Raw genomic sequence first — 20,870 nt, forward strand, 5'->3', positions numbered from 1 at the left:
TAGCGGCGTTTTTTAGTTGGAAAGTACAATATCCCTTTGGGCGACACTTACGCCCTTTATCTGAGCGTAGACAGACATCCCCACCTCTAGCTCAAGGTCATCCCTCGCCCAAGCTGTGATCGTCGCCCCCAGATAACACGCTTCTGCCAGCTTGAGTTGCACCGCAACACTCTGACGCTCCTGACCGCTAGAGTGAGTTTCTAACGCTGAAATAGTCGCTTTAAATATGTTCCGGATCGAAGTGCGCTCTGGTTTATCAAGCATTAGCGACACATCATTAGCTCGCACTTGTAAACGAACCTGAGAACCTAAGTCACCATGGATTTTTTGCACCCACAGTGCAATATCCGGCGCGAGTTCGACTTTGGACAATGCGTATTGCGTGTTGTGCTCTAACAGACGTCCTTCAAACAGAGAGCTCTGTTCAGAGAAAGATTGCCAGGGTTTCATTGCTTTCGATGACCACACCTGCTCTATCGGTCCTGCTACTGCTACTTTGCCCTGCTCCACAACCACCAGATGTTGCGCCAGACGTAACACTTCATTAAGGCTATGCGAGACATAGATGATTGGGATCTCAATGTTATGAGCCAACTGTTCGAGGTACGGTAATACTTCTCGCTTGCGTGGTAGATCGAGTGACGCTAACGGCTCGTCCATCAACAGAATATCTGGCTTAGACAGTAACGCTCTGCCAATCGCCACACGCTGTTTTTCACCACCAGAAAGTTGATGTGGGTAGCGCTCTAACAACGGCTCTAGAGCCAGTAGTTCTACGATTACTTTAAAGTGTGCTGCATCTGCCTTTTTCACGCCATAAGTCAGGTTCTTAACCACCTTATAATGTGGAAACAGACGCGCATCCTGAAATACATAGCCAACGTTACGTTTGTGAACGGCAATATTAATTCGTAGCTGTGAATCGTAAAGCGTGACACCATTGATTCGAATATGGCCGCCAGACGGGGTCTTTAAGCCAGCGATGACATTAATTAGTGACGTTTTGCCTGCACCTGAGCGGCCAAACACCGCTGTAATGCCCTTCTCAGGCAAGGTTAAGTCAATATCAAACTTAGTGTCGCCAAGGGTTTGCTGATAGCAGATTTCTAGGCTCATGCGCTCCCTCCCAGACGTTTGACACTGATACGACTTAACCACTCAGAAACCACCAAAGAACCTAATGCGATAGCAATGGAGATCACACATAGGCGCATCGCTTCAGCTTCTGAACCCGGGGTTTCGATAAAATTGTACATGGCCAGCGGGATCGTTTGTGTTTCACCAGGAATGTTAGAAACGAAACTGATCGTAGCGCCAAATTCACCAAGGCTGCGAGCAAACGAAAGCATAGTACCGGTAATGATCCCCGGAATAGTCAAAGGCAGTGTGATGGTAAAGAAAATCTTAACAGGCGAAGCTCCGAGAGTCGCTGCAGCCTGCTCTAAGCGGTTGTCGACACTTTCAAGGCTGAGTCGGATAGAGCGAACCATAAGTGGCAAAGCGACAACCACACACGCCAATACAGCCCCTTTCCAACTGAAAGAAAAGACGAGATCAAATTGTTGGTAGAGCCACTGACCAATAAAACCCTGTCTGCCCATCGAAATCAGCAGCAAATAGCCGATCACAACCGGAGGTAGCACTAGTGGCAAATGGATCAGACTATCGACAAAGCTTTTACCAATAAACTGCTTACGCGCTAATAACCAGGCTAGCCCAATTCCGAGCGGAATAAGCCACAGAATGGCAAAAAATGCGACTTTTAAGCTCAGTATAAGTGCTTGATATTCATATTCTGTTAGCACATTCATTCCCTAACGAGGCTCCACTGCAAAGCCATAACTTTTTAAGATCTGTTGACCTTGTTGCGATTGTACAAACGCGGAAAACTGTTTGGTCTGCGGCTTAGCGTTAAGTTGGGCCATTGGGTAAATTATCGCGTCGTGACTCGATTCTGGCAATTCTGCAACGACTTTTACCCCGCTGCTCATCATTGCGTCTGTTTTATAGACGATACCTAATGGCACCTCTTTACGCTCAACTAAGGTCAGCGCAATACGAACATTGTTCGTCGGCGCGAGTACACCTTGAAGCTGAGGCCATACTGACAGGGACTCAAGCGACTGCTTTGCATAGATACCAGCTGGCACTGCATTCGTCTGGCCTATTGCGATTCGCTGACCTTGTAAGTAGTTGAGCCAAGAGTCACTATCGTTAACCTTCAACGTGCCTTTTTGATCTACAGGCGTTACCACAACCAGCTGGTTCGCCGCAATGTTGGTTACAACGTCACTACTTATAACCTGTTGTTTAACCAAGTAATTCATCCATTTAATATTGGCTGCAATAAACAAATCTACTGGCGCGCCCTGATGAATCTGACGCGCTAACGATGAGGTGCCTGCGTATACCGTTGTAACGGGCACTTGAGACTGTTTTTCAAACTCACTAACCAGCTCATTGACCGCATTGGTCATCGAAGAAGCGGCATAAATTCGTAGTTTGTCTTGTGCCTGTGCGGTCAGGCTAGATGTCAGTAGTACCGCACTGCACAGAGTGGTGAATAGTTTGCTTATTGTCATTACTGATAAAATTCAGGCCAAAGTTGTTTAAGATCTAAATGTTGCTCAATCGCATCGGCAATACGGTTGATGGCTAGCTGTTGATTTGCCAGATGGTCAATCTGAGCAACATCAGTCGCACCCGCCCAACCAAAGATTGTCGATGCAGCTTGTGAATTATCGAAGATACCATGTAAGTAGCTACCAAACACTTGATTAGAGTCACTGGTTGCCCCATCTCGCTGCGAAGATTGCAGCATCACTGGAGCTGATGCGTGGCCTGTTGTAACCCCTGCGTGGATTTCATAGCCCTTAACTGGCGCACTCTGCCCATCAAGTGTGATGGTTCCCGACACGTTCGTCAGCGTCTTTTGCGGTTTAAGTTCGGTTTCTATATCAAGGTAGCCTAAACCCGCCGTGGAACCTGAAGCGCTTTCAATACCCAAAGGATCGTGTATCCACTTGCCAAGCATCTGATAACCACCGCAAATTCCCATTACTTTGCCACCAAGGCGAATATGACGCTGAATATCTTTATCCCACCCCTGACTACGCAAATACTCGAGATCGCTTCTTACCGCTTTTGAGCCAGGAAGGATTATCAGGTCTGCCTGACCTAATCGCTGCCCATCGCCGACATAGCGTAAGTTGACGTCTGGATTAACACGCAATGCATCAAAATCGGTGTGGTTACTAATGCGAGGTAAAACCGGGACAACAACATTAAGTTTGCTCTGCTCACCATTAACTTGCTCAGCGTTAATTGCGTCCTCTGCTTCTAGGTCAAAACCATGCAGGTACGGCAACACACCAATAACTGGCTTTCCTGTTTTCTCTTCTAACCAGTCTAAGCCGGGTTGCAACAAGGAAATGTCACCACGGAAGCGATTGATAACAAAGCCTTTGACTCGCTTTTGTTCAGATTCAGATAGTAGCGCTAACGTTCCATATAGATGGGCAAATACTCCGCCACGATCGATATCAGCAACAATGATCACCGGAATATCGGCTTCTTCGGCGAAGCCCATGTTAGCAATATCGTTTTCGCGCAGGTTGATTTCAGCCGGACTCCCCGCACCTTCAATCAACACAGTCTCATACTCTGCCTGTAGAGTAGCAAATGACTCCATCACCACAGGCAATGCAGTCTTTTTATAACTCTGATAGCCGATGGCATCGACGGTAGTGGTTGCCTTGCCCTGAAAGATAACCTGTGCGCCAGTATCGGTTTGGGGTTTAAGTAGGACCGGATTCATATGAACGTTAGATTCGATATTGGCGGCCAATGCTTGTACCGCCTGAGCGCGTCCAATTTCACCGCCATCGGGGGTAACAGCACTATTGAGTGCCATGTTTTGCGGCTTAAAGGGGGCAACCTTGATACCCTTTCTTGCTAACACTCGGCATAAACCTGCCACTAAGACACTTTTTCCGGCATCTGAAGTTGTACCTTGTACCATGAGCGCTTTTGAATTTGACTGCATTAAGATCTACACGTTGTCGTTTTACGTTTACGCCATAATAAACGTTTTTTACCTTTTCCTCAATAATATGAACGGAATATGAACCTCTCACTCAGCAAGGGTTCAAAATGGGTCTGTTTAAATAGCATCATCAAATAAGCACTACCTAATTAAACAAGGAACACCAAAATGAAAAAGATGATTCTAGCAACAGCAGCGACACTAATTCTTGCTCCAACTTTCGCAATGGCAAAAGATGGTCACCATGACAAAAACAACCGTATCTCATACACCGGTCCGGTTGAAGTAACGACGGTCGACTCTCTGCTAGCTGATACCGGCATGTTTACTGAGAAAAATGTTGTCGTTGAAGGTGTGTTGTTACGCCAGGTTAAAGGCGACACGTTTATCTTCTCTGATGGTAAAGGCGAAATTCAGGTTGAACTAGATGATGACATCGTTATGGCTCAACCGGTTGATGAAACGACAAAACTTCGACTATTTGGTGAATATGAAGGCGGCAATACTCCAGAAATTGAAGTAGATCATATCCAAATTCTATAATTAACTGAATTAGTCTCTTGATTACGTTATTATTTGGCTTGCTTATTGCAAGCCATTTTTTTTAGTCAATTTATTGTTGTTAGTCGGAGACTACATTTGAAAAAGATCATCTTGGCCAGTGCCTTAGCATTTGCAGGTATCAGTGGAAGTGCCCAAGCAAATAACTTCAATTACAATTTCTTCGAAGTTCGTACCGCTATTGGGCCTGAAATGACAGGTGTAGAGTTCAGTACCTTCTTCACTGAAAACTCGCACTTTATCCTCCGTGCGGATTCTCAATTCGACAAAGATTACGACTTAGCAGGTGGTATTGGCTTCAATGGCCCTATCAGTCAATTTGCTGATGTCTACGGTCAACTGCTACTTCACCAAGTGAAGTTCACTCAGGAAGCCGGCGGTGAAAGCGAAACTCAGGCCGAAGTGAACGTTGGTGTGCGCCTCTGGCTAACCGATCAGGTAGAAGCGACAGCGCGACTAGGTCGCAATGACGACTCTTCTGTTGCTCACGCTGGTGTACGTTTTCATTCTACGCAACAACTTTCGCTATCAGCTGAGACACGCAACAACGGCTTATACGGTCCACAGATCACTATGTCAGTGCGCTTCCAGTACTAATCACTGCGATTCATCGATATAAAATAGCCCGGCAGTTACGCTGGGCTATTTTTTTATTGGTCTGGGCTATCGCACCACTATCTTTCGCGGTACCAGCTCTACTCCTGGTTGATAACGTTTAGACGCTGCGTTAAGTGCTAATGCCATTGCGCTGTCAGCGATCAGTTCAAATTGTTGAGGTAACGAGTTAATCGACATAGGCAAAAAGTCGAGTAAGCGGTTATCACCAAATGTAGCAATCTTTATCTTTCCTGCCAGTTCCGGACGTTCCAGCAATACATCCAGTACACCTTCTAACAAGGTATATGAAGTAGTGACAATCGCATCAGGAATGGTTCCTTTGTCGCACCAATCACTCAGCACCTTCTTGCCGTCGTTACGATTAAAGTGTTCACCATAACCGATTTGAAACTGTGCCTGATGCTGTTTAACCGCTGACTTGAACCCCAGCTCACGTTCGCGCGAAATATTCAGCTCTGGTAACGCCCCAATAAGACCGATATTTGTGACATTGTCACTCAAGACTGATGAAGTGAGTTCAAATGCTCCACCGAAATCTTCACTAATAACACACGAGAAGTGCTCGTCATCCAACGGACGGTCGAGCGCGATGACAGGTGTACCGCGTTTTTGCAGTTCAATATAGTACTCACTGGCTTCTGGAATGACGCTCGCAACAAACAACGCATCAACTTTACGACTTACCAACGCGTGAACCACTGATTTTTCTGTTTCAGGGTCATCATCTGAACAGGCAATTAAGATCTGGTAACCAGCCGAACGAGAGTTCTGCTCAAGCAGTTTGGCTAAACGTGCGTAACTGGTGTTCTCTAAATCAGGAATGATCAAACCAAACGAACGGCTTTGCCCTGCCCGCAGCGTGCTCGCTGCTAAGTCGGGACGGTAGTTATGCTCATCCACGACCGCCATCACTTTGCGCTGGGTTTTTTCGCTGATTCTGTATTTTTGAGCTTTGCCATTGATCACATAGCTAGCCGTTGTTTTAGAAACCCCTGCTAACTTTGCTATTTCATCCAGTGTCATATCATCAACCTTTGTTCTGTGCGCGAGATCATAATACTTCATAAAGGATCCTGCGATGAGTTGAATTATATGCTGAAACGATTCAGTATAAAAGCTGAAAGGATTCAGCAATGTTGAGATAGTGAAGCATATCACCTAAATTTACTCGAGATATCTCAACTACCGCCCTTTAACTTCATACAGTTAGAAGAGCTAAAGCTGAATCCACATATTTTTATCTTTTTGCTGAATCGATTCAGTTGTTAAGCAGAAAGAGTTTGCGGCCTGAGTGGCCAAATGAATAATTTTAAATTCCTTAAGGCTGGAGAAGCACCATGCTTAAGTTAGCGAAAAGCGATATCACACTGGCACAAACAGCAAGTGACAAATTTGAAGCGATTAAAAACATTGCGAATAGCCTTACTAATTCGGGTCTTGTAGAGCAAGGCTATGTAGAAGGCATGCTTAACCGCGAAAAACAGAATTCTACTTTCCTTGGTAATGGTATCGCCATTCCACACGGTACGACCGATACACGCGACATGGTTAAAACAACAGGTGTTGCGGTCCATCACTTCCCTCAAGGTGTTAACTGGGGTGACGACAACACGGTTTACGTTGCGATCGGTATCGCTGCTAAATCAGATGAGCACTTAGGTATTCTTAAACAGCTAACTAAGGTACTCAGTGCCGATGGTGTTGAACAACGCTTACGTGACGCGAAAAGCGCTGAGGACATCATTGCCCTGCTTAACGGTGATGTTCAGCTAGAAGCAGAATTTGACGCATCGCTGGTACAGCTTCAATTCCCGGCAAGTGACATGATTCAGATGAGCGCAGTAGCGGCTGGCCTATTGAAAAATACCGGTTGTGCTGGTTCTGAATTCGTTGCGGACCTTGTATCAAAGTCACCAACACACCTTGGTAACGGTTTGTGGCTAACGGGTAGCGACAAACAAGTTTCTCGCACTGGTATTTCATTTGTGTCTACTGCTAACGATTGTGAGTTTGAAGGTGAAAAAGTTCGAGGTCTTGTCGCTTTTGCCGCTTGTAACAATTCGCACCAAGGGATCCTTGGCCAACTGTCTAAGATCGTTTTTGACCAGCAACAAGAGCAACTACTTAACGCATCAGTTGAGCAAGTGTTAGCGCTTCTTAAAGGTGAACCACAGGCACCTGCGACTTCAGATGCGGGCAATAGCGCTGTATTCAAGATCAAGAACACTCACGGATTGCATGCTCGCCCAGGTGCAATGCTCGTTGCTGAAGCTAAAAAGTTTGAGTCAAACATTCGTGTTGCCAATCTTGATGGCGACGGTAAAGAAGTCAACGCTAAGAGCCTGATGAAAGTCATCGCGCTTGGTGTTAAGCACGGCCATCAACTTCAGTTTTCTGCAGAAGGCCCAGACGCTCCTCAAGCATTAGAGTCTATCGGCAAAGCGATTGCTGCAGGCCTTGGTGAAGGTTAAGAGGTCGATATGAGTTTAACGAAAACAAACCGCGTCGTGACTATAACGCTTAACCCTGCCCTCGATCTTACCGGATCACTCGAAACGTTAAATCTTGGTTCGGTTAGCCTGGTTAAGCAAAGTAATCTCCATGCTGCAGGTAAAGGTGTAAACGTCGCGAAGGTACTTAGCGACCTTGGCGCTGACGTTACAGTTACCGGCTTCTTAGGCAAAGACAATCCTGAGTTATTCCACCAGCTTTTCGATGAGATTGGTGTAAACAACCAGTTTATTGAAGTTGACGGAGCTACCCGTATCAACGTCAAACTTGTTGAGGCTAACGGTGAAGTCAGCGACATCAACTTCCCGGGTGTACAAGTTACTCCACAAGATGTTGCTCGCTTTGAAGAAACACTTTTCCGTTTGGCTGAAACTCACGACTACTTCGTTCTTGCGGGCAGCTTACCTGGCGGTGTAACTCCGGAGCAGTGTGCAGATTGGATTGAAACACTTCATCAGCAAGGCAAGCGCGTACTGTTTGATAGCAGCAAAGCAGCCCTTCGCTCTGGTATAGATGGTCACCCTTGGTTGATTAAGCCAAACGATGAAGAACTCGGCGATTTTGTTGGCCGTCATCTTGAGACTGCCGAGCAGTGCCAGCAAGCCGCACAAACCCTGAGCAATAAAGGCATCGAAAACATTGTTGTTTCAATGGGCGCGAATGGCGTTATGTGGCTCAACCAGGGCGAGTGGCTGCGTGCTCAGCCACCAAAAATGAATGTTGTAAGTACAGTGGGCGCTGGCGATACGCTTGTTGCAGGGCTGTGCTGGGGTCACATGCAAGTGATGCCGAAAAACGATTTACTGCGCTTCGCTACCGCGCTTTCTGCACTTGCAGTTAGCCAAGTGGGCGTTGGATTAACCAGTGAGGAACAACTGGAGAACATCAAGCTGCAAACTGAGGTTAGCGAGCTTTACCCTAATACGCACTTAGACAAACACTAAGGAACAGAAGGTTATCAGTATGAATATTGCGATTATTACAGCTTGTCCAAGCGGGGTTGCAAACAGCATCCTTGCAGCAGGACTACTAGAACAAGCGGCAGCGAAGCTGGGTTGGTCAGCTAAGATTGAGTGTCAGTCAAGCGTTGTCGAACCAACCGTTCTGACTCAAGAAGATATTGACCAAGCGGAAGCGATTATTATCGCTGCAAATACACCTGTTGATACGTCCCGTTTCGTTGGTAAGAAAGTCTATCAAGCGCAAATTAGTACCGTCGCTAAAGACGCAACAGCATTTTTGCAAATTGCTGTTGAGAACGCAGCGACCCTGACCCAATCGACTGCCCCTGCGGTTAAAACTGAAAGCACATCTGCAGCAAAGAAAATTGTTGCGATTACCGCTTGTCCAACTGGCGTGGCGCACACCTTCATGGCTGCCGAAGCACTTGAAGAAGAAGGCAAACGTCGCGGCCACCAGATTAAGGTTGAAACTCGTGGTTCTGTCGGCGCGAAGAACCAGTTAACAGATCAGGAAATCGCTGATGCCGACCTGGTCATCATTGCTGCTGACATTGAAGTGCCTTTGGATCGTTTTAACGGTAAGAAGATGTACCGCACCAAAACGGGGCCAGCTCTGAAAAAGACTGCACAAGAGATGGATAACGCGTTCGAACAAGCGACCGTTTACCAGCATTCAGGTAACACGAGTTCCTCAGCAACGGAAGAGAAAAAAGGTGCATACAAACACCTTATGACAGGCGTATCTCACATGCTGCCAGTAGTCGTTGCCGGTGGTTTGATCATCGCCCTCTCGTTCGTATTTGGTATCGAAGCATTTAAAGAAGAAGGCACATTAGCTGCTGCTCTGATGACCATTGGTGGTGGTTCTGCATTTGCGTTGATGATTCCTGTTCTGGCAGGTTATATCGCATTCTCTATTGCTGACCGTCCGGGTCTGGCTCCGGGTCTTGTTGGCGGTATGCTGGCGAGCTCTACAGGTGCTGGTTTCTTAGGTGGTATCGCTGCTGGTTTCATCGCTGGTTATGCCGCTAAGTTCCTTGCTGACAAAGTGTCTCTTCCACAATCAATGGAAGCACTTAAGCCGATTCTGATCATTCCTTTTGTCGCGACCCTATTTACTGGTCTGGTTATGATCTACATCGTTGGTGGTCCAGTTTCTGGCATCATGAACGGTCTGACTGACTTCCTGAACAACATGGGTTCAGACAGCGCGGTTCTGCTCGGCGTATTACTTGGCGCAATGATGTGTTTCGACCTTGGTGGTCCGGTTAACAAAGCAGCTTACGCATTCGGTGTTGGCCTGCTTGCATCGCAAACCTATGCTCCTATGGCTGCAATCATGGCTGCAGGTATGGTTCCAGCGCTAGGTATGGGTCTGGCTACATTTGTGGCTAAAAACAAATTTGACCAAAGTGAGCGTGAAGCAGGTAAAGCCTCTTTCGTTCTGGGTCTGTGTTTTATCTCTGAAGGTGCGATTCCTTTTGCAGCCAAAGATCCAATGCGCGTTATCCCGGCGTGTATGGCTGGTGGCGCACTAACAGGTGCACTTTCTATGCTGTTCGGCGCGAAACTTATGGCTCCACACGGTGGTTTGTTCGTACTGCTAATCCCTAATGCAATTACTCCAGTGGTTATGTACCTAGTAGCAATTGCAGCAGGTACGGCAGTGACTGGTCTGGGCTACGCATTCCTAAAGAGCAAATCAGAATCAAAGCAGGTTGAATCAGCAACAGCATAATTCGATTTTTTGCCTCTCCCCTGTAAGGCAAAAGGCACCTCGCAAGAGGTGCTTTTTTTATGCCCATTACGACTAAAGTCCAATAAATATCTCCCTGAATTCACATATTATCACTACGTTTATTTTGTTAGGCTCACAGTAACTTAAGCCGATTTACTGTATAGTGTCTGCGGAATTCACTTTATTTATTGTACGTACTCCTTAATGCACAAACTTGGTACCAAACTTCTTCTTCAATTCTTACTCGTTTTTTGTGCTATGTCTTTAGTGCCTTTTCTCTATTTCTATACCCAATTTGGTCAGTTGGAAGAGAAGACACAGCAGTTCGTTGAGCAGCTAAATCGCAATAAGCTAGAATATGCCAAGGTAGAGTTACAGACTTCTCTACAACAAATGACATCTTCTCTGCGTTACCTTTCAACCAACGGCATGATCAATCAGGCAATTAACGACCCAAGCCTTGAAAATCTCGACGCTCTCGAGCAGTTTTGGTTACTCATCGCCCGTACTCAAACCTATTACTCCCGATTACGCCTGTTGGACGATCAAGGGATGGAAATAGTTCGACTGAATATTGATGAGCGGTTTATAGAAATCGTCTCTAAGGATCACTTGCAATCAAAAGCCAAGCGAGACTATTTTGCTTATGCGCAAAGTTTAGGTGACAACCAAGTCGGCAATTTTGGTATTGATTTGGAGTTGGAAAATGGTCAGGTCGTCACGCCTGTAGTGCCCGCTTATCGTGTCATATATCCGATAACGCTTAACGGGGAGCGTAAAGGGTATTTTGTCGCAAACCTCGATTTACAGCGTATTTATCGCTCTTTGGCTTACAAGCGTAGCTCGAATAATCTACCCAATGTTGTCACTTCTGAAGGTTACTACCTGATGTCTTCGGACGGTAATAAGCTTATGGGTCATTTAGTTGAGCAACACGCCGAATCAAACATTGCCAAACAATACCCTAAGCTGTGGCAAAGTTTACAATCAAACAGTAATGGTACCGTTCAAGAGCAATCTCAATGGCTGTCTTATACAACCGTAGAATTAGACAGTGTCGAGCATATCAACACCCTGATTTTCTTTAGTAAGACCTCATTTGAGGAGGCGCTTTCTTTCACTGAGGAGCAAAGACAGGATCTCTACTTACAGCTGACATTTATCTGCATTATTCTGCTGTTACTGACCTTCACTTTTGTGACGTGGAATCATAACCACGAGAAAAATAGTCTGGATAGTAAGATTGCTCGTGCGGCGATGAATGGTATGTCGGCGATGGTCATTACCGATCGCAACAACCATATCATTCAGGTTAACGACGAGTTTACTCGTGTTAGTGGATACAAGTTAGAAGATGTTAAAGGCAAACCACCTTCGCTATTCGCTTCAGGTAAACATCAGCAAGAATTCTATATGAAGATGTGGAAGGTTCTTGAAGAGAACGGGCTGTGGGAAGGCGAAGTGGTGAACAAACGCCGCGACGGTTCTCTGATTACTGAGATTCTACGCATCCAAACCGTAAGAGACCGTTACGGTATTATTCAGTTTTATGTGGCATCGTTCGTCGACATTTCTCATCGTAAAGAGCTGGAAAACCGGCTGAGAGAACTGAGTGAGAAAGATGCGATGACTTCTCTATGGAACCGTCGTAAATTTGATGCCGAGATGCAATCACAGGTTCAGCGGACCAAGCGTTACAAACAGAATGAAGTTACTGCCCTCGCCCTGATCGATATCGACCACTTTAAGCGCATTAATGATACTTATGGTCATGACCGCGGCGACGAAGTAATAAAGGCAGTGGCTAACTCACTGACTCATCATTTACGCGAAACCGATATCATTGCCCGTATTGGTGGCGAAGAGTTTGCCATCATCATGCCTCACACTGCACTGGCTGAAGCTGAAGTCGTGGTTAACCGACTACGTACCGCAATTAATTTGGAGAGTGACCTTAATATCACGGTGAGCGCTGGCATTACTGAATTGTCCAGTAGTTCTGAACAGACCTATAAGCGTGCAGATATTGCACTATATGAGTCCAAATCTTCGGGTCGCAACCAGGTTTCAGTTTTTCCTGCCAGTGAAGCCAGTTCGATTGCTTAATTTTGGTGCATAGCACATCTGCTGTGCACCAAACTGCCCCACCAAAACCTTCATTTATTGCTAAGTAGCTGATATTTAACATTACGCTGTGTTGGCGTAAATCTTGTACTACTCTCTATATGTCCTTTGTTGCACTAATATGGAGATTAGAATGCAAGATACACTCACCGTTATACTCGCAGGTGGTATGGGATCAAGATTGAGCCCTCTCACGGATGATCGAGCAAAGCCGGCAGTTCCCTTTGGTGGTAAGTACCGAATCATTGATTTTACCCTGACAAACTGCCTCCACTCCGGGCTGCGTCAGATCCTTGTGTTGACTCAATATAAATCGCACTCTTTACAAAAACATCTACGTGATGGTTGGTCTATCTTTAATCCGGAATTAGGCGAGTTTGTGACAGTCGTGCCCCCTCAAATGCGCGGTGGTGGTAAGTGGTATGAAGGAACAGCCGATGCTATCTATCATAACTTATGGCTGTTGGAACGCAGCGACGCAAAACATGTGATCGTACTTTCCGGTGATCACATTTATCGCATGGATTATGCGGAGATGCTTAAAGATCATATTGCGAACAATGCTGCTCTTACTATAGCGTCAATGGATGTGCCCAGAGATGAGGCTTCAGCGTTCGGTGTACTCTCTACCGATGAGAATGGCTTAATTGATACGTTCTGTGAAAAACCCGATAACCCTGAACCTATGCCTGGCAATAACGGACGTAGCCTTGTATCTATGGGCATCTACATTTTTGAGATGGACACTCTACAGCGAGTGTTAGAGGAAGATGCCGACAGCCTGAACTCTTCACATGATTTCGGTAAAGACATTATCCCTAAACTGATCGATGAACGTAACGTCTACAGTTATAACTTCTGTTCAGATCGTGGCCGAGTCGCAAAGGACTGTTATTGGCGTGATGTCGGTACTATAGACTCTTTCTATCAAGCCAATATGGATCTGCTAGAGCCGATCCCACCAATGAACTTATATCAGCCTAGTTGGGGAGTTCGTACTTACGAGCCACAACTGCCACCAGCACGTACCGTTTCTTCAGCCACGGGCAATGAGGGGATATTTATCAATTCAATCATTGCCAATGGTGTGGTCAATTCCGGAGGTTCGGTTCAGCACTCGATCATATCTTCAAATGTACGCATAGATGATAGTGCAACGATCGTAGACAGCATCCTATTCGATAGCGTGGTGGTTGGTGAAGGGTGTAAATTGGTTAACTGCATCATCGATAAACATGTAGTTATTCCGCCTAATACCCAAATTGGTCTCAATCGGGTCGAAGACGCAAAACGATTCCACATTTCGGATGAAGGCATCGTCGTTGTCCCAGAGAGCTACCAGTTCTAAACCTATCAGGATTAAAAAAGGCCTTGGACATTTCCAAGGCCTTTTTTATCAGTGCTTATTGCGGACAAGTTACCTCATCCCAGAACCAGTTTGACTGGGTTGGTGACTCCCAAGTGCCAGGGCTGTTTTTGGCAACAAAACATTTATCGTTATAGATATACGTTGTGCCATTCACCGCTTGAGTCACACCTGGTTCCCATACTTCAACAGGACCCGTTGGTTCTGTTCCCCCATTATCACCGCCGCCGGTACCACCATTACCAGAAGAGAGATCCGCAAGAGGTAAATCTGGGTACTCAGCCTTAAGTGCATAATCGACACCGTTGATCTTAACCGTGTAGTTTGCAGGCCCAGAAACAGGCAGGTAGTAAACCATGTCTAGCTCATAGACATCACCATTAGCCATGTCGTTCCAAGCCGGTAGCGAGAACGATACGCGGTGCATCGTGCCATCTAGACCACCAATATTGTCAGCTCTGGTATGCCCAGACGAGATAACCGTTAAACCACCACCAGATTGATCTTTGGCGTTATCCGGCGCAGAGACAGGAATATCAAACTGGAACTCTGTTCCACCCGGGATCACCTGACCTGTGTTGTTAGTGAAGGTAATTTTAGGGTTGATTGGGTAGTTTTGGTCGCCAACTTTGAACCCACCTACGTTTACCGTAATATCGACTGCCTCTGCTGGCATAGCTGCTGTCGCAACCTTATTACCATACGGTGTAGCGGTCGCAAACTTGTCGTAGATCGCCTTAGTCATGGTATTACCCATGTGGTACTCACCACTACCATTCGCACAGGCTTGTTCAGTTAAATCAACGCTTGTACGCTGTCCATTGGCATCGAGGTTATAACAGTTGTAATCCCCTGCGAGTTCCCAGAACATGATGCCACCGATTTCTTTATCGATAACGTAATCCGCTTTGACCGATACCGACTGCTCATCTTCAGTAGAGAGGAATACACTCTTGTCTGCGTTCCACAACCAAGGCGCGACCGCTACAGAGTCGTAATTACGGGTATAAGTACCGACCAATTGGTGCGCTGGATTGTTAGGGTCAAGATTGTAAGCAGCGGCGTAGCTACCTAAAATTCCATTTTCCAGGTTTTTGGCATGCCACATCGGACCTGAACCTGCACCCATCTCGTTACCTTTCGGGTCAGTATCGTGCCACATGTTATCGATACCGACCGCACCGTTACCACAGTTGTTGCTTTCACCTTCGCCTGTACCTTCAGGACATTCAGCCTGATTTGGCAACGCAGCTCGACCCCATAGACCATTGGTACCACCAGTTACGCCCTGCCAACCACGGGTATAGTAAGGCACACCAATATTGATTCGACCTGCTGGCATTGAGCCACGGAAGTAATGGTAGGCCCAGTCCGTATTAAGGTAACCGATACCGCCATACTGAGAAGTGGTGTAGACGTTCCATTGCGCTAGCTCTGAGTCTTCGCCGGTATCATACAGCGCTGCATTGTGACCAACATGATCGTTCCAGGCACCGTGTAAATCGTAGGTCATGATGTTGACGTAATCGAGGTATTTAGTGACGTCAAATGTTTCCATACCACGTAACAGGTAACCTGAAGAAGGTGCTGCGATTGTTAGCATGTAATGCGTGCCGTCCTCAGCAGATGCGGCATCGAGTTTTTGGCGCAGAACTTTCATTAGTTCCTGATATGAGGCCCATAAATATGGACGACGTGGTTCCATAAACTCTTTGTCATACGGGTTACCTGCACCTGCCATCGAAGTTGGATATTCATAATCGATATCCAAGCCGTCAAAACGATAGGTACGCATCATAGCCACAGCGGAAGTCGCAAACTTTTCAATACCCGCATGGTTTATAGAGCCGTCGGCATTGGTCGTCATGGTGTAGAAACCACCGTCAGCGACGCGATTACCGTCAGCACCAAAGTGACCCCCTGTTTCAGCCCAACCACCGATAGAGATCAGCGTTTTAACGCCATAACGTTCTTTGTATGTTGCCAGTGCACCAAAGTGGCCTTTAAAGCCAAGCGTTGGATCAATATCGACTCCTGGCCACTCTTTACCCGTAGCCGCATTGTTCGGGTCATTAACATCACCTAAATTAACATTACCATCCGGGCCAATTCCGACAAACGCGTAGTTAATATGGGTTAACTGTTCCCATGGAATATCTTTAACCAGATAAGCGGCTTGTGGATCATCACCAGCACGCCAGCTAGTAAAGTAGCCAATTACACGGCGAGGATGGTCCGCCCCCATCAGCTCACGACCATCTTCGTCATAGGCTGTACAGTATGGAACATTGATACCTTCAGTCTGATACAGGCCATCTGGTCGACAATTTGCTGCGGTAGGTGTGCCATTTACCTGAAGTGTCGCAGCAGTAGAATTAGTATTCGCACCAAGGTTATCCGTAGCCTTGGCATATATAGATAGGTTACCTGCCTGGCTTGCAGTGTAGTTTAATACATACGGTTGTGCGGTCGCGGTCCCAACCAGTGATCCAGCGACGAAGAACTCTACCTTATCAATTGTACCGTCAGAATCAGCAGCATTGGCGGTGAGCGTCACCTCTGATCCCTGATCTACAGTAGTACTGGAAAGTGTTATTTCAACGCTAGGAGCAATATTGTCAGGCGTTGTCGAGCTGACATTAATCGAAACATTACTCAGTTGGCTCTTAACTCCGGCATCATCAAATGACGCGGCGCTGATTTGATGTGTACCGGATGACGCTAACCAGGTAGTTGTATATGGCGCGGTATTTGATTCTGCCACCACAACCCCATCAACCACAAACTCTACTTTGGTTACGCTACCATCAGCATCCGCCGCATCAGCTGAAATTGTGACAACGTCACCCTCAGTGATAGTATCAGTAGCAAGTGGTGAGGTTAATGAAACTGTTGGTGCCTGATTCTCGCCCGTGGTACTACAGCTTCCTAAGTCACTCCAGTAATCCCACTGACTTGATGAATGAGTCGAAGGATCATTGTTTTCAGTCCAGTAATTTGCCTGATAAGCCTTACCAGCGTGTTCAACTTGATCGCCGCCTACATAGGTTGCTGTCGAGTCCCAACTAGCCAGAGTTGTACAATCAATCGCTGCGTAACTGTTAAATGCCATTAAGCATGACGCACTTAACGTGCTAAGCGTGAACACGCGTTTAACGGTGTTCTGTCTCGATATCTGCATGTGCCCTCTATCCTTAAGTAATTGTTATATCGTTAAAATTATTAATTATTGACGCCGAAGAACTTAAGTTCTTCAGTAAAATAACACTAGATAAGATTGAGGAAATAACACGCTAATATTGTCTATTGTCCAAAATGACTCGCAATATCGGATGTTGTACGTGCAACAGAACACCACTTAATTTGTATCGATAACTAATTTCTGATTTATTTTTGTACAAAAAATAAACCTCTTCATGGAGACCACGAAGAGGTTTTGTACAGAAGATTGACTAGATCTACTATAGGGGGAAAAGAGAATAATTCTCTTTCGGCTATTAGTATTGCCTAATTCTTTGTTTAAAAACACTGTAAAGTTGCAACAGCCTGTTTCCCCTTTTCAGATTATGCTGACACGTTTGCCTTTGGCGTCTCATTAAAATGGCGCTTAAACTCCCGCGAAAACTGCGAAGTACTGTTATACCCAACCAAGCGAGCAGCATCACCCGCTTTTAATCCTTCAAGCTGAATCAACTCTTTCGCTTTGTTTAGGCGTACTTTCTTAATGTACTGAATCGGCGTCTCTAACGTTACACTCCGAAAGGCCTGATGAAAGGCTGAGATACTCATATTGGCCTGTTCAGCTAGATCCTGCACCGTTACCGCTTCAGTGTAATTCTTATGCAGGTAATCGAGTGATTTGGCCACTCGCGCGTAATGGCCTTCATGACGTGCCAGATCAAACAGCACATACCCTTCCTGGCTCAATAACACACGGAAGGCTAACTCTTCCATCAGCCCATTAGCGAGAATGGCGGTTTCTATTGGATTACATAATGCCTTCATCAGACGTTTGCAGACGTCGAGCATCATCTCATCCATAGCGACTGACTTTAGACCAGGGTTAGTCGATACCTCGTGACGAGATTGAAAGCAGTGCATTGAATCTAGCTTATTCACTAACCGGTGAAGCAGCTGCGGGTCGATATCGATACTAAGACCAAGCAGAGGCTCGCCATTTTCGGCAAATGCCTCACACTCGAGAGGCATAGGAACACCGACCACTAAGTAGTCGTCTGGCCCATAACGCACTGGCTCATTACCCAGATAGATATTTTTCGTCCCCTGACCGAGAACAATCACACCGGACTGATAGACGAAGGGTTGTCGAGAGTTACCTTTACTACTGCGATAAAAGTGTACCCCTTTTATTTCTGTTTCAGTGATTCCCTCTAGTTGATGCAACTGCTTGCGTTCAACATAGTCTTGCATCAATTCAGCTAACGTCATTTTTACTCCGAGCCAGGCAAATTTGTAGAAATAGGCAATAAGTTTAGAGAAATTGACCTTTATCGGCGCCAATGTCAATACTAATATGCACTATATCTTTTAAACATGTAACAGCATGGAACCAAGAGGCAAGTCGCAATGCAATTTAGCTATGTAAACCCAACCCTGATTCACTTTGGTCAAGGTCAAATTCAAAGCATCAGTTCGGCAATCCCAGCAGATAATAAAGTATTGGTCATCTATGGTGGTGGTTCTATCAAACGCAACGGTGTATACGACCAAGTTGCGAAAGCGTTAGAAGGTCATCAATGGACGGAATTCTCAGGTGTTGAACCTAACCCAACCAAAGAGACAATGGATAAAGCGGTTGAGATCGTCAAGCAACAAGGAATTGATTTCATTCTTGCTGTCGGCGGTGGTTCTGTAATCGACGGTTCAAAATATGTCGCAGCAGCTTCACACTACGACGGTGATGGTTGGGACATTTTCACTGGTAAGCATCAGGTCACTTCTGCAGTACCTCTTGCGGCTATTCTTACCCTGCCGGCAACTGGCTCTGAGTCAAACATGGGCGCAGTGATTACTAAAGCGGAAACTCAAGATAAACTTCCGTTTATGACACCTCACGTACAGCCAAAGTTTGCGGTAATGGACCCGGACGTAATGAAGACACTGCCTGAGAAGCAGCTGATCAACGGTATCGTCGATGCTTGGGTACATGTATGTGAACAGTACCTTACTGTTGCTCATGACGGAATGGTTCAAGATGGCTACTCTGAAGCGCTGCTTAGAAACCTTAAGCAGCTTGGTGAGCAGTTTGAATCTCGCGACAATGACGCGTGGCGCGCAAACCTGATGTGGAGTGCTAACCAGGCATTGAACGGTCTTATTGGCTCTGGGGTTCCTCACGATTGGGCAACGCATATGATCGGTCATGAATTTACAGCTCTTTGGGGAGTTGATCACGCCCGTTCACTGGCTATCGTTCAACCTTCATTGCTACGTAACCAGATCGATGTTAAGCGCGCTAAGCTTGAACAGATGGGAAAAAATGTCTTTGGTTTAGCCCAGTCAGAAACATTAGCTGAAGAGACCATTGCCGCTATGGAAGCTTTCTACCAGTCACTTGGCGTAACAACGCAATTTAGTGATTACCAGGAGTCTAAGCAGCAAGCAGTAGATGCAGTACTTAGCCAGCTAGAAATGCATGGTATGGTCGCTCTCGGCGAGCATCAGGCGATTGATTTGGCACAGAGCCGAAAGATTCTTGAACTAGCTATTGCCTAAGTGAATCTAAAAATTTAGTCTAAAAAGCAGCTGAGGCTGCTTTTTTTGTTTATATAAGAAGGATTCTATGTGGTTGCTGATCGTCGTAGTGTGTGCGATTCATATCTGGAGTATTGATAGAAGTAATAAATGGCTGTTCTACACCACTAAGGCCACTCCAGTTCTTCTCATGTCAGCGATCGTTTTCACTCAACCTGACCCGCTAGATTTCTATACAATCGCGGTTGGTGTTGCCCTGCTGCTGTCGTCTGTGGGTGACCTCTATTTGATGCACCCAAAAGATAAGTTTTTGCAAGGCTTGAGTCTGTTTCTGTTAGCCCATATTGCCTATAGCGCAGCATTTATTCATCAGGTTGTAGTAATCAGTAATTATTGGGTATTACTCTCTCTAGCAGCTACGGCAGTTATCATCTACCTACTTCTCTTACCAGGACTTGGTCGCTCTAAAATCCCCGTCGCAATTTACTCTGTTGCTATCGTTATTATGGCTTGGGGTGCGGTAGAGTTTTGGACGCAGACAAAAATTCCAGCGGCTGGCTACGCCATGCTTGGTGCACTGACCTTTGTTGTCTCTGACATCGTACTGGCGGTAGACAGGTTTCGCAGTAGTTCAGGTTTCTCTCGCCATGTTGTCATGGTCACTTACTACACTGCGCAGGGACTATTAACCCTGTCAGCAGTTACTTAACCTGATAGCGGTATATCAAATCATCATAATACTGGCCGCCAATCTGGTAGGCATCTTTTTCGCGCTCTGCGAGGCTAAAGCCAGCCTTCTCCAATACTTTACACGAGGCAACATTGCCATCCGTAACAATCGCGTTAACGGTTTCAATTGGGTAGTTCTTGGTTGCATGGCCGATCAGTGCAACCAGTGACTCTGTACCATAACCACGACCATGAAATTCCGGTAACAGCAGGTAACCGACTTCAATATGCTGTTGATTTTCTTCAGAAAGACACAAACCCGTTACCCCGATAGCATCGCCGGTCTGCTTCTCGCGGATAACCAAACATAACCAATGGCTGTTCGGCCAACTCCATTTCGGAAGACGGGATTCAAAACGCTGACGAATCTGTTCCGTCGATGGTTTATCAAATGCATAGCGAATCACATCATCATCTTGATGTAATCTCTCAAATAGCTGCCAATCACTCTCGGTGATCTGGTCCATTAGTAGTTGTTTTGATTCAATTGGGTACATTAAA

Annotated in this window: 17 protein-coding genes; 9 read left to right on the top strand and 8 right to left on the bottom strand. The window is 46.0% G+C overall.

Features of this window, described 5'->3' with window-relative positions; all coding sequences use genetic code 11:
• Nucleotides 1–12: 12 nt before the first annotated feature.
• The 4 genes from modC to RH46_RS13940 are packed head-to-tail and all read right to left on the bottom strand — an operon-like array spanning nucleotide 13 to nucleotide 4,045.
• Nucleotides 13–1,116, bottom strand: coding sequence for a molybdenum ABC transporter ATP-binding protein ModC (gene modC / locus RH46_RS13925; protein WP_006880133.1), 1,104 nt, complete (start codon nucleotides 1,114–1,116; stop codon nucleotides 13–15).
• Nucleotides 1,113–1,811 carry a molybdate ABC transporter permease subunit gene (modB, locus tag RH46_RS13930; RefSeq protein ID WP_006880134.1) on the bottom strand — a complete coding sequence of 233 codons (699 nt, stop codon included), beginning with the start codon at nucleotides 1,809–1,811 and terminating at the stop codon, nucleotides 1,113–1,115. The genes modC and modB overlap by 4 nt, the downstream gene beginning before the upstream one ends.
• Nucleotides 1,812–1,814: 3 nt before the next feature.
• A complete protein-coding gene (gene modA / locus RH46_RS13935) occupies nucleotides 1,815–2,582 on the bottom strand; it encodes a molybdate ABC transporter substrate-binding protein (protein WP_006880135.1) in 768 nt (255 codons plus the stop codon).
• The gene (locus RH46_RS13940; protein WP_006880136.1) at nucleotides 2,582–4,045 is read right to left on the bottom strand and encodes a cobyric acid synthase; all 1,464 of its coding nucleotides are present in this window, start codon (nucleotides 4,043–4,045) and stop codon (nucleotides 2,582–2,584) included. The genes modA and RH46_RS13940 overlap by 1 nt, the downstream gene beginning before the upstream one ends.
• A 168-nt stretch (nucleotides 4,046–4,213) precedes the next feature.
• Here RH46_RS13940 and RH46_RS13945 point away from each other — a divergent pair, with 168 nt between their 5' ends.
• Both RH46_RS13945 and RH46_RS13950 read left to right on the top strand, forming a co-directional pair.
• Nucleotides 4,214–4,588 (top strand): YgiW/YdeI family stress tolerance OB fold protein, encoded by a 375-nt coding sequence (locus RH46_RS13945; protein ID WP_006880137.1) that lies wholly within the window; start codon nucleotides 4,214–4,216, stop codon nucleotides 4,586–4,588.
• 96 nt (nucleotides 4,589–4,684) lie between these two features.
• Nucleotides 4,685–5,203, top strand: a complete 519-nt coding sequence (locus RH46_RS13950; protein WP_006880138.1) for a hypothetical protein — start codon at nucleotides 4,685–4,687, stop codon at nucleotides 5,201–5,203.
• A gap of 66 nt (nucleotides 5,204–5,269) precedes the next feature.
• On the opposite strand, the gene cra is transcribed toward RH46_RS13950, so the two are convergent.
• Entirely contained in the window at nucleotides 5,270–6,247 is a 978-nt protein-coding gene (gene cra, locus RH46_RS13955) for a catabolite repressor/activator (RefSeq protein WP_006880139.1), read from the bottom strand.
• Between the two features lie 314 nt (nucleotides 6,248–6,561).
• Here cra and fruB point away from each other — a divergent pair, with 314 nt between their 5' ends.
• The 5 genes from fruB to glgC all read left to right on the top strand — a co-directional run bounded on the left by fruB (nucleotide 6,562) and on the right by glgC (nucleotide 13,907).
• Nucleotides 6,562–7,695, top strand: coding sequence for a fused PTS fructose transporter subunit IIA/HPr protein (gene fruB / locus RH46_RS13960; protein WP_006880140.1), 1,134 nt, complete (start codon nucleotides 6,562–6,564; stop codon nucleotides 7,693–7,695).
• 9 nt (nucleotides 7,696–7,704) lie between these two features.
• Complete coding sequence (gene pfkB, locus RH46_RS13965) at nucleotides 7,705–8,679, top strand: 1-phosphofructokinase (protein ID WP_006880141.1); 975 nt, start codon at nucleotides 7,705–7,707, stop codon at nucleotides 8,677–8,679.
• A gap of 19 nt (nucleotides 8,680–8,698) precedes the next feature.
• Nucleotides 8,699–10,435: a PTS fructose transporter subunit IIBC gene (gene fruA, locus RH46_RS13970; protein ID WP_006880143.1), complete on the top strand. Its 1,737-nt coding sequence runs from the start codon at nucleotides 8,699–8,701 to the stop codon at nucleotides 10,433–10,435.
• A gap of 204 nt (nucleotides 10,436–10,639) precedes the next feature.
• Entirely contained in the window at nucleotides 10,640–12,541 is a 1,902-nt protein-coding gene (locus tag RH46_RS13975) for a sensor domain-containing diguanylate cyclase (protein ID WP_006880144.1), read from the top strand.
• Nucleotides 12,542–12,692: 151 nt separating this feature from the next.
• Entirely contained in the window at nucleotides 12,693–13,907 is a 1,215-nt protein-coding gene (glgC, locus tag RH46_RS13980) for a glucose-1-phosphate adenylyltransferase (protein ID WP_006880145.1), read from the top strand.
• Between the two features lie 55 nt (nucleotides 13,908–13,962).
• Here the strand turns inward: glgC and RH46_RS13985 are convergent, their stop codons facing one another.
• Nucleotides 13,963–17,106, bottom strand: a complete 3,144-nt coding sequence (locus RH46_RS13985; protein ID WP_006880146.1) for a chitinase C-terminal domain-containing protein — start codon at nucleotides 17,104–17,106, stop codon at nucleotides 13,963–13,965.
• Between the two features lie 383 nt (nucleotides 17,107–17,489).
• Complete coding sequence (locus tag RH46_RS13990; protein ID WP_006880147.1) at nucleotides 17,490–18,374, bottom strand: AraC family transcriptional regulator; 885 nt, start codon at nucleotides 18,372–18,374, stop codon at nucleotides 17,490–17,492.
• A gap of 138 nt (nucleotides 18,375–18,512) precedes the next feature.
• On the opposite strand from RH46_RS13990, the gene RH46_RS13995 reads away from it, so the two are divergent.
• Both RH46_RS13995 and RH46_RS14000 read left to right on the top strand, forming a co-directional pair.
• Nucleotides 18,513–19,661 (top strand): iron-containing alcohol dehydrogenase, encoded by a 1,149-nt coding sequence (locus tag RH46_RS13995; protein WP_006880148.1) that lies wholly within the window; start codon nucleotides 18,513–18,515, stop codon nucleotides 19,659–19,661.
• 67 nt (nucleotides 19,662–19,728) lie between these two features.
• Nucleotides 19,729–20,349 (top strand): lysoplasmalogenase, encoded by a 621-nt coding sequence (locus RH46_RS14000; protein WP_006880149.1) that lies wholly within the window; start codon nucleotides 19,729–19,731, stop codon nucleotides 20,347–20,349.
• Here the strand turns inward: RH46_RS14000 and RH46_RS14005 are convergent.
• The gene (locus tag RH46_RS14005) at nucleotides 20,342–20,866 is read right to left on the bottom strand and encodes a GNAT family N-acetyltransferase (protein WP_006880150.1); all 525 of its coding nucleotides are present in this window, start codon (nucleotides 20,864–20,866) and stop codon (nucleotides 20,342–20,344) included. The genes RH46_RS14000 and RH46_RS14005 overlap by 8 nt on opposite strands.
• Between the last annotated feature and the right edge of the window lie 4 nt (nucleotides 20,867–20,870).

This window comes from Vibrio brasiliensis LMG 20546, assembly GCF_000189255.1.
Taxonomy (GTDB): domain Bacteria; phylum Pseudomonadota; class Gammaproteobacteria; order Enterobacterales; family Vibrionaceae; genus Vibrio; species Vibrio brasiliensis.